Annotated in this window: 7 protein-coding genes; 2 read left to right on the top strand and 5 right to left on the bottom strand. The window is 35.8% G+C overall.

From position 1 onward, the window contains the following. Together V5290_RS11845 and rplQ are read left to right on the top strand one after the other, a co-directional pair. On the top strand, nt 1–534 hold a 534-nt coding region (locus V5290_RS11845; RefSeq protein WP_333385852.1), incomplete at its 5' end, for a DNA-directed RNA polymerase subunit alpha. Nucleotides 535–569: 35 nt separating this feature from the next. Then, nucleotides 570–950, top strand: a complete 381-nt coding sequence (rplQ, locus tag V5290_RS11840; protein ID WP_333385849.1) for a 50S ribosomal protein L17 — start codon at nt 570–572, stop codon at nt 948–950. Between the two features lie 70 nt (nt 951–1,020). Here rplQ and V5290_RS11835 read toward each other — a convergent pair whose 3' ends face one another. From V5290_RS11835 to V5290_RS11815, 5 genes are all read right to left on the bottom strand, one after another. Further along, nucleotides 1,021–2,565, bottom strand: a complete 1,545-nt coding sequence (locus tag V5290_RS11835; RefSeq protein WP_333385846.1) for a DNA (cytosine-5-)-methyltransferase — start codon at nt 2,563–2,565, stop codon at nt 1,021–1,023. Between the two features lie 444 nt (nt 2,566–3,009). Continuing rightward, the gene (locus V5290_RS11830; protein WP_333385843.1) at nt 3,010–5,076 is read right to left on the bottom strand and encodes an AIPR family protein; all 2,067 of its coding nucleotides are present in this window, start codon (nt 5,074–5,076) and stop codon (nt 3,010–3,012) included. Beyond that, nucleotides 5,073–6,026, bottom strand: coding sequence for a PD-(D/E)XK motif protein (locus V5290_RS11825; RefSeq protein WP_333385841.1), 954 nt, complete (start codon nt 6,024–6,026; stop codon nt 5,073–5,075). The genes V5290_RS11830 and V5290_RS11825 overlap by 4 nt, the downstream gene beginning before the upstream one ends. Beyond that, nucleotides 6,019–8,691, bottom strand: coding sequence for a Z1 domain-containing protein (locus V5290_RS11820; protein ID WP_333385839.1), 2,673 nt, complete (start codon nt 8,689–8,691; stop codon nt 6,019–6,021). The genes V5290_RS11825 and V5290_RS11820 overlap by 8 nt, the downstream gene beginning before the upstream one ends. Further along, the gene (locus V5290_RS11815) at nt 8,688–10,187 is read right to left on the bottom strand and encodes an ATP-binding protein (RefSeq protein ID WP_333385836.1); all 1,500 of its coding nucleotides are present in this window, start codon (nt 10,185–10,187) and stop codon (nt 8,688–8,690) included. The genes V5290_RS11820 and V5290_RS11815 overlap by 4 nt, the downstream gene beginning before the upstream one ends. Nucleotides 10,188–10,219 lie beyond the last annotated feature (32 nt).

Raw genomic sequence — 10,219 nt, 5'->3', positions numbered from 1 at the left:
GTTCCAGCTTCATCTCGTATTCATAGCGAAGAAGATGAGCGTCCAATTGGTCGTCTATTAGTAGATGCGACTTTCAGCCCTGTTGAGCGTATTGCTTACAGTGTTGAATCAGCTCGTGTTGAACAACGTACTGATTTAGACAAGCTTGTTATCGATATGGAAACAGATGGTACTTTAGAGCCAGAAGAAGCAATTCGTCGCGCAGCTACAATTTTAGCTGAGCAATTAGACGCATTTGTTGATTTACGAACAAAAGTACAAGTTCCAGTTGAAGAAGAAAAGCCTGCATTTGATCCAATTCTTTTACGCCCAGTAGATGATTTAGAACTCACTGTTCGTTCTGCTAATTGTTTGAAAGCGGAATCGATTCATTATATCGGTGACCTAGTACAATGTACTGAAGTTGCACTTCTAAAAACGCCTAATTTAGGTAAGAAGTCTCTAACTGAAATCAAAGATGTACTTGCTTCACGTGGACTGTCTCTAGGCATGCGCTTAGAAGATTGGCCACCAGCAAGTTTAATCGAAGATTAGACTAAAGCCGATTCACGAATAATAAGGATTAGGTTATGCGCCATCGTCAAAGTGGACGTCAGCTTAACCGAAACAGTAGCCATCGTCAGGCTATGTTTCGTAATATGGCAATCTCTATTGCCACGCATGAAGTTATTAAAACTACAGTGCCAAAAGCAAAAGAATTGCGTCGTATAATTGAGCCATTAATTACATTAGCTAAAACGGATAGCGTTGCTAACCGTCGTTTAGCATTTGCTCGTCTTCGTGATGATGCAGTAGTGGCAAAATTATTTAATGAACTAGGCCCTCGCTACGCGACTCGTCCTGGTGGATACACTAGTATCATTAAATGTGGTTTCCGTACTGGTGATAAAGCTCCTATGGCTTATATCCAGTTTGTAGACCGTCCAGTTGTAGCGGACGAAGAAGCGTAAGTTTCTTTATAGTTGCAATAAAAAAGCCGAACTTATGTTCGGCTTTTTTGTACCTGCAGTCTGACCCATCCTAAATATCAGATAATAACTTCAACACAACATTTGCTATTTGCTTAGCCAAGAACGGTGGAACAGCGTTCCCTACTTGCACATACTGTTGAGTGCGATTTCCTTCAAATAGATAATTATCAGGAAATGTCTGTAATCTCGCAGCTTCTCGAACAGTTAAACTACGACATTGTCTTGGATCATAATGAACAAAGTAGTGACCATCTTTAGAAATATGGCTTGTTACTGTTGTTGCTTCTTTATTTGCCGACTGAACACGAAAACGATCAGCATGAGCACCTGTATTCCAATTTGCATGAGCAGGTGCAAGTTCTTGAGGAAAATCTTTTGATTTAGGTGAGATACCGTTATTTAATTGCGCATAAGCACTACAAAATGCGTAACGCAGCAAATCCTTAACCATGTGCCCACGAGTATCATGATTGAGCACATAACCTAATTCTTCATCTAACAGCCAACTCTTGAGTGGTTCAGGAATCAAAGCCTCATTAATATTGCTATGTTCAGTTGATTTACGAGGTAAGCCAAGCAAAGGTGTTAAATTTAATTCATCAACGAGTTCTACTTTATTACTCTGTTTAAATATTTTGTTTAAACGTTTCTCATGCAAAGCGATTATTCTAGCCCACTCTTCACCGTCATCCTTCAGTTTAGAGAAACCACTTCGTAAGGGTGGAAGATCATTAAGAACACTTTTAACGGTCACTGGATATTGTTCAGCTTTGTCTAGAGTAGTAGGAATTCCATTAATATCTTCTCTTACGCCCAATAAAATAACTCTATGTCTTGCTTGGGGTATACCATATAATTCTGAACGTATTAGAAAGTCTGATGATTTTGCATATGAAGGGTTTTCTGGAGTTTCAGCATCAACAACTAAAGAATAAATTTTATAACCTAATATCCCTTCTGTATCAGTAACTTTACCGGGCTGTTTTAAATCATCAAGAATTTGCGGGAACATAACTTTCCCATCAACTTTTGCAGATAATATTCCCCTAACATTTTCCATAACAAAAACTTCAGGTTGTGCAATAGAGATAACTTGTAAGTATTCTTTGTATAAAAAATGTCGTTGATCATCCTCTGCTTTGTAATCTTGAATACCTGCATTACGAGAGCGACCAGCTAAAGAGTATGCTTGGCACGGAGGCCCACCAATAACAACTTTAAAGCCTTTATGTTCTTCAACTAAATCTCGAATCCTTTGGTGGATTTGATCATTATGTTCCCCAAGCGCTCTTGGCTCATGAAGTGTTTCTTCAAAAGCAGCAGCAGCTTTCTCGGGATAACTAGAAAACAATTCATCACGTGATAAATTGCCACGCACATATTCATAATAATCACTTCTAGCGACGGGATTGTTAGCAACTTTTCTGAAAAATGCTCTAGTCGTTAATGTCTTATGAGCTGAGGGTTCTTTTTCAACCGAAATACCAATATCAAACGGCTTAATACCACTCCCAGTTGTACATGAAGAGATCCCCTCACCAAGGCCTCCAGGGCCTGCGAATAGATCAATAACTAGAATTTCACCTGCTTTCATTTTATTATTTCTTTTTATTAAATTAGCCAGTGATCATACCAAGTTAGTTTTCTTGAGCAACAATATATGAGTAATCTTTTTAACTTATGCTCATAAGGTACTTCAAATTTGTGCAGCCTACCTTTTTCACAATTTCATCATTATATAACCAACCTAGGAACTCACTAATAATAACTTCTTTGATAGGCCGTGAAAGCACAATTTATTCAAGTTGAAATGCAATACATTCACTGGTTGCTTATAGTATTGCAAAATTAATATGCGCTGTGTTAAACATACTAACTAAAGTAGCTAATTAATTTTGATTCTTCTTTGTCGAAGTTATAATCAGCTTAACCTTGCCTTATTTAGAAGTATTCTCATTCATCATTATTTCTCATTAATATGGAATGGAATTTAAAAAAATTAGTGTAATTTTTCTAAAAACTTCTTAAAATTAACTAATTAAACTATTTTAGATTCTGTTTCTGAGATATAAAATCCCTCCTCTATAGCTTTCTTTTCAATAGCTAATAAATACAAACACTGTTTTTCAGTTGGGATTTTAACAGGGATAGCAGCGGCAATATCTAAAATTCCTTTTTCTTTATGGCTTAAAATGTATGATGTGTTATTCCAATCACATATTTCCTTCCAATATTCACCTGATTTTTCAAATACATATTTTTGCGCTTCAATACCATTATCTATGGTTTGAACAGTTGCAGCATCTTTGTGCTGATTTTTTAACTCATTTAAATCAATTAATGATGCTTCCACAGAAGATAATAAAGTGACATGGGATTGAATCACATTGTCCCAGCATTCTACTTTTTTACACCATTCACTGATATTTGTGACGTGTGAAGGTGTCGTTTTAATCACTTCATTTACTTTCTCTGCAATCTCTAACAAGTTATTAAGTAGATTTTCCTGTAGCTCCTGACTTTTCCAGATAGCTTGTAAATCAATACACTTCTTTTTCCCATCTAAAACAAGACGGAATTTGGCTATGGTATAAGTTACAATATTTGCTTTGTAACCACCGTACCACTCCTGTTTCATTATTTTTTTATCTAGCTTTTTAAATAAAATGGCTTTAGCAATAGACTCTTTAAAAAACAATTCATTGAATTGCTTTTCGTCTTTATCCCACTGTTCTGTCATTAAATCCGCGAATCGGCCAAAGTTCTTTTGTGCACCAAGGCTAACAACATGAGGCATTTTTTCCCAAGAGTTATAGAACTTCGCCAAATCGGTTTTAGTGATCATTTGTTGCTTAGGGTTAACCTTTTCAAATCTTTTCTGCTGTGCTGTTGTCAACTTGGTTTTGGCAGTCATATATTGACCACGTGCCCTTTCGTAGAACCAATGTGTTTCTTGCAAGCCACCTTCTGATGAGGGTGCCCAAACTCTTCTAGAAAGCTCTTCAAAACGCCAATGGAATGGACTATTAGAGAAGAAATCTGCAGCATTCACTTTGTTCTGTGTATTTGCAAACTCTGAAATTTTCGGAACGATTGTTTCAACAAATTCAACGGGAACAATTGTTAATTTTACCTGTATAAAAACTTGTGAAAGGTCAGCTTTCTCTTTTTTTAAGGTGTTGTAAATCGATGCTGTAGTTTGACCCCCATTCACTATTTGCAGATTCTTTAACTTTGAAATAAACGTACTACCTTGCTTTTCAGCCGTAGTTATCTCTTCAGCAGTAGCAGTTAACCCATTATTATATGCAAAAAACATGTTTGGCTCGTTAACAATAGTATTTCTCATGCCTTTGTTAACTTTCCCTTTAAATTGAAGAAAAGTCCTTACGTTCTGCTCAAGTAACCTTTCTGTATATTTGTCATATAACTGGGATAGTAGCGAACCAGGCAGAACCAATAAATAAGACTGATATTTATCTGATTCGGAAAATGCTTTTAAACAGGGCAGTTGTTCACCAAATTCAGACTCGAAATCAATCTCAATTGTTTCTTTACCTGTACTTGATGAGTCAATACGATGAATGCGTTCGATATCCCATATGTCAAAATTGAATGGATAACCCTGAATTGTATTTGAACCAAACGCTTTTATTGATTTACTTATTTCACCATTGGTAATGATGATTACTTTAACAGCTGAAATGTTTGCTGACTTTAGGCAAATCCCCCTAACTAATGAGTATGCTAAGTCAGTTTCTTCCATGCTCTGGTAAAAATTACTATCAAGGCATTTTTCAAAGAAACGTTGAGCTCTTTTAGCTAATTGACCAGCAAGCGAAGTGGTTAATGTTTCTAAGCTATCTTTGTAATGAGAAACAACGAGTGTCAATACACCGTTTTCTTCATTTTGATACCACGCATCGAGTTTGAGGCCAAGAGAGTCTTTTTTATAACTGCATAGGGTATAATTTTCAATAACTGCTTGCTCAACCAAGTAGTCACATACTTTTTCAACAAAAACTGACTCATTAAATTTACTTCCAACTTCAGCTTCACTATAAATATCCTGCATAAAGTCGTTATAAAACTGATTTAAAGTCATTGTTTCGTCACCCACGGTTCATCAATCAAAAATGGTTGACAGCTATTTAGAGCCAAATCATATGTTACTTTATCTACACCACTAGGAATGTTGTGCAGTAGTAAGCGAGGAAACTCTTCAGTAACTTGGTAAAATGATTTTGAAGCAATAATATAGCTGTAAGTTAAATAACAGTCGTTATACACATACCCAATATCAAGTAATATATCTTTAAACTTTTCTAACTGCGATGTCTCTCCTGTTTTTTCTAGCTCTGATTGTATTTTTTCAATTAACAAAGGTAGCGAAACGGCACCTTCTGAGCCAGGTTCAGTTTTACCCAATGTAACAACAAATAGATAAAGTTCCTCTAGTTGTGCGCAAAGCTGTTCGGCCGATGATATTCTTACTTTCGGTGTTGATGTACCTATCTGACATTTTACCTCAATAGCCGTATTTTGGATGTTGAAATCTTGAGGGCTACCTTCTGGTCCAGTCCAAAAATCTATAGCTTGTGCCACACCGTATTTGGTAGCGATATGTTGCTGTAAATAGACTAACTCTCCAATCAGACCTTTGATGATACGCTCTGAAAGAATTTTTTGCTTATCTTGTTTTAGAAACTCTCTCCAACGCTCGATGCGTCTAAAAATAACAGGCACAACAGCCGAAGGTGTCAGCGGCCTTGTAGCAGAAATTATATCATTAGATAAAGCAAAGAATAGCTGCCAGTCACTTGGACTTTTGAGGTTTAAAGCGAGCTGCTGAGTATCAGCGATAACTGTAACATCTATTCCAGTTAACGAAGGGAACGTTTTAGGAAGTTTACACTCATTAGTCAGTTGACATACAAACAAATATCGACCTAAGCGGTCTTTTGCCCAATATAAATTTAATGGGTGCTTGTGATCAATTCTTCGAGCAGAAAGGTCTACTTTAGGCGTAGTTATTGATTCCCATGGATTATTCAACTTCCATCTCCTCTTCATCAAAAATATTGCCAAACTCTTGATTCCACCAAGTTGTGTTTACAACATATTTTACAAGGTTTTCTGGTTTTTTAGTTCCGGCTTTACCAGGAAAACTAATACTCCAAGCAACAGCACCATTAGCTAATAAGGAGTCTTCTTCATTTTTTAATTTGCAATCCAAAATGTATATTGTTAATGACGGTCTATCTCTAAGCTCTCGACATGCTTTTCCGGACAATGAGCCTGACTCAGGGTATTGGGACTTGTCTATACCAGCCCTTTCCCATGTAGGAGAACTAAATCTTCTTTTGCTTGATGTAAGTGCATTTTTATTCTGTTTGTATTGAGTAACTGTTCGCATTAATGGATGCATGATTATATTGCTTTCAATTAATGCATTTTCTTCATCATGCGGTTTTGCATTGCTAATAAGCTGTATGTCCCAATTACAATTTATTTTCCCAACATAATCTAAAATGGGTTTAGGATCTGTCATTATTGACGCAGGGTGATTTGTATATGCATTCAGAAAATCAATCACATATTGTTGATCAACATCCATAAACAAATTATTGCTACCAAGTGGGATAGGATACTCATTATTTTTTAATAGAGTGCTAATCAGTGTTTTTAATACTTTGATATTATTTTCAACAACCGAGCTTGTAGAGGATAAAACACTTGTTTCTACTTGCCTGCCAAATAAACTTATTTGGCGCAGAACATCAGTGCCCGTTCTCATCTTATTTCGTGCTGTTACTATCAGAGACTCAGGGTGACTTCTAACGCATAAGCCAAATTCTTCAGGGGTTAACTTTGCATTCTCCATTCTTTTAAACTCACCTCGTAGCTCTTCTGTTACATCCGATATATGTGAATACCAAGCAATTGCTTCAGCAGGCATATATAATCGACATAAATCATGAAATCCATCCCTATAACCAAACCAACGGCCCATTTGCATTAGAGTGTCATACATTTGAGTATTTCGGATAAAGTAGCTAACGGTTAAACCTTCTAAAGTTAGACCACGTGATAAACTTAAACCGCCTACGGCAATAATACTTCTACCATTCGGGTAGTTGTCTTTACTGTAATCAAGAGGCTCAGAGTTTCTAGAGGCGTTTACTTCAATTGTTTTTATTGGAGTGATCGATTTTTTCAATACAGACTGCACTTCTGCCCAAGAAAACTCAACCGCAGGAAACTCTTTATCAAAGGTGCTCTTTAAGTCTGAGATATAACCATTTTTGAGTGCAATTTTTTCTGAGAGAGCATAATGATTGATGACATTTTTGCGCATTTGATCTACGTAGTCATGTACCAATAGTTTTAAATTACTTTGAACCTCTGTAAATCGGCTAACATTAACTAACATTGAATTATGTTTGAACTCTTGATCTCTCAAGATCCTTATTGCGCGGATTAATACAAACGAACGAATAGCTTCTTCAAGTGAGCTAGGCATTGCTGGTGGAGCATAATCTTTTTTATGATTTGAAGGGAAAAGGTCTTCGTGATCTAATAACTCTCTAACCATATCCAAGTCAGTATCATCACTAAATACTCGTTGAGAACCAATATAGTTTGAGGGGGCATCTAAGCTGACAATAAAGTCTCTAGGAAAGAGCTCATCACCAATCATTTCATGATGGTCACTAGGGTCAATAAAAATATTTGCGAAAGGTGTTGCCGTATAACCTAAATACATATTTTGTTTGAATAATTTTAACAGTTCACGAATTTTACTGTTGATTGCTGTCGCTTCATTTTCCTCTTTATTTGTATTAATCGATGCGTTATCTGCTTCATCATCTATTAATAAAAATGGAAACTGGTCTAAGTTTAAATTGTTATTTTTAAGCCAATTAATTAAGTTTTGTAGTATTGATTTGTTTTTCTTAATGACCAAAACAACTGGTTGATTAAAATTACCAATTCCACTGCCTATTTGTTGAGCAATGTTATTTCGAAAATCATGTATCGTCGTTGTGAAGGTAACAGGTACGTTCTCATGAGAGAACTTCCCTACCCCTACAAGCCTTTCTTTTAATGCAATATTATCTAACTGGGTAGAGCTATCTACTCCAATAAACCCCTCATCTATACGCTCCTGGGTCTGACTTCTTAACGCACTTAAAATACCAGCCAACACGATAATTACCTTGTAACCCGCATCAGCAGCTTTATTAATTACACCAGTATAGTTAGCTGTTTTACCTGACTGGACATGTCCTACGACTAACCCTTTTCTTGACCAATCCCCTTCTTTCTTTGGGTTTTCAAGGTGATCTAATATTTTATCTGTCACTAAATCTAATTGGGTAACCACTTTTGGAGGGAAGTTTGAATTTCCCAAGTGTCGTTTATATCTGTCCCAAAAAAACCAATCAATATCGCCCCTTTTTTCATCGAGCCATGGTACATAATCATCTGCTGCAAATGAACTTCCCAATGACATACTGATATCAAATCTCTCTTCTAATTTTGAAACTATTAAATCAATTTCACTTTGCTCTGTTACAGAAAGGCTTGATGCCATTAACTTAACTGCTTCGAAGATAGTTTGGTTGGCAATTTGCTCTAAATTCGATTCGCCAATAGATGCGACAATAAATTTTTCACTTAAGTCTTCAATTTGAGCTAGTTTTTTTTTATCTGTCATAGTGTGAGTTCCATTTCGTTTAATATCTTTTGTGTCAATTTAGGAGCAGAAGCCATGGGGTCAATCTTTACTAGTTTTTGAAAAAGCAGTTCAGTGCTAGAACTTGTTGGTAAGTAGACAGGTAAAAACACATTAATAATATTCGTCAGCTCTTTTTCTGATATTAAAGGCTTTTCAACACTTTCAGGGGAATTAGCAAAGTCATTGAAATAAAGATCAGAAGGAAAGGATGATTCAATTGATTTCAATATATTTAGAAAATCTCGTTGGCTTTCGTCATCAAGTTTGGTTTTAAAAGTATCAATGAGAGGATGACTTTTGCTAATTTCATATGTCACTTTTCCTGAGGCTATATTTCTATTCCAAACCGGTTCTAATACTTTAGATTTTAATTGGTAACCCTTTTGTTTAAATACTCTTTTACCAGAGTATTCAACTTCAGAAATAATTTGCTTGAGCCCTTTCCTTACAGTCTCAGGAGGGTTCGCATTTGATTTTTTTACATCAATCTTCCAGATATGATCAAGTGAATTTGGAATATCTACACGCACCCGGATTAACTTTGTAAGTTCATCTTTAGGCATTAGACGGAACCAAGTACTTTTAATAATTAGTCTTTTGTTACGATATACATAAAAACCTTGGTTATGTAAATAACCTCCCTCTCCCGCAAACTTATCATATTCTTGTGCTGATACTTTTGTGTAGTGTGGCAGAATATATGGTTGTACTGTAATTTCTTTTGAATCTACATATATAGGCTGTTTTGGCAGTTCTAGCGTTGCTAAATGGGAACTATTAAATGGATCATTTCCAATTAACTGATCGCCATTAATATACATTTTAATGGATTTCTTTCCTGCTCCAGCATTTAAGAATCTGTGGAAAGTTAATTCGATATGATTTCGCGAACTATCAATTAAAGCATTTAATTTTTTCTCTCGAATAGCCAGAGAATCAAATGAGTCTAATCGATCCAATTTACGCCAAACAACAAGAGTGCCGGTGCTTTGCTTTGCTAAACCTTCCAATAAGCTATTTATTTCAGAAATGTTTTCTAAATCTTCATTACTTAATATTTTTATTTTCCAGCCATCTGTAGGACTGTCTGTAATTTGATCTAAATCCCATTCCATTGCAGACATAGCATTATCTTTTTTAGATATGACAGTGACTTGACGGCATTGTGAAAATGAAGCTGTTTTTAAACCTAGCCCAAAACGACCTAAATCATTTTCATTTCTTTCATTTAATGGGTTATCACTACCTAATCTCATTGCATATAAAAGTTCAGCTTCCGCCATTCCATAACCATTATCTTGAATTGCAAGCCACGGTTTTGCCAAATTCCAAGAAAAACTGATATCTATACGACTAGCTTCTGCAGTAATACTATTATCGATTACATCCGCTAAAGCTGTCTCCATTGAATAACCAATATCACGAAGAGACTCCACTAATGAGGAAGGTGATGGCTCAAGACTTTTATATTGCATAATATTCCTTGTTACTATTTTCTATATTCACT

Source organism: Psychromonas arctica (assembly GCF_036697365.1).
Taxonomy (GTDB): Bacteria; Pseudomonadota; Gammaproteobacteria; order Enterobacterales; family Psychromonadaceae; genus Psychromonas; species Psychromonas arctica_A.
The sequence above is the reverse complement of the archived record's forward strand: the minus strand, read 5'-3'. Positions and strand labels throughout refer to the sequence as shown.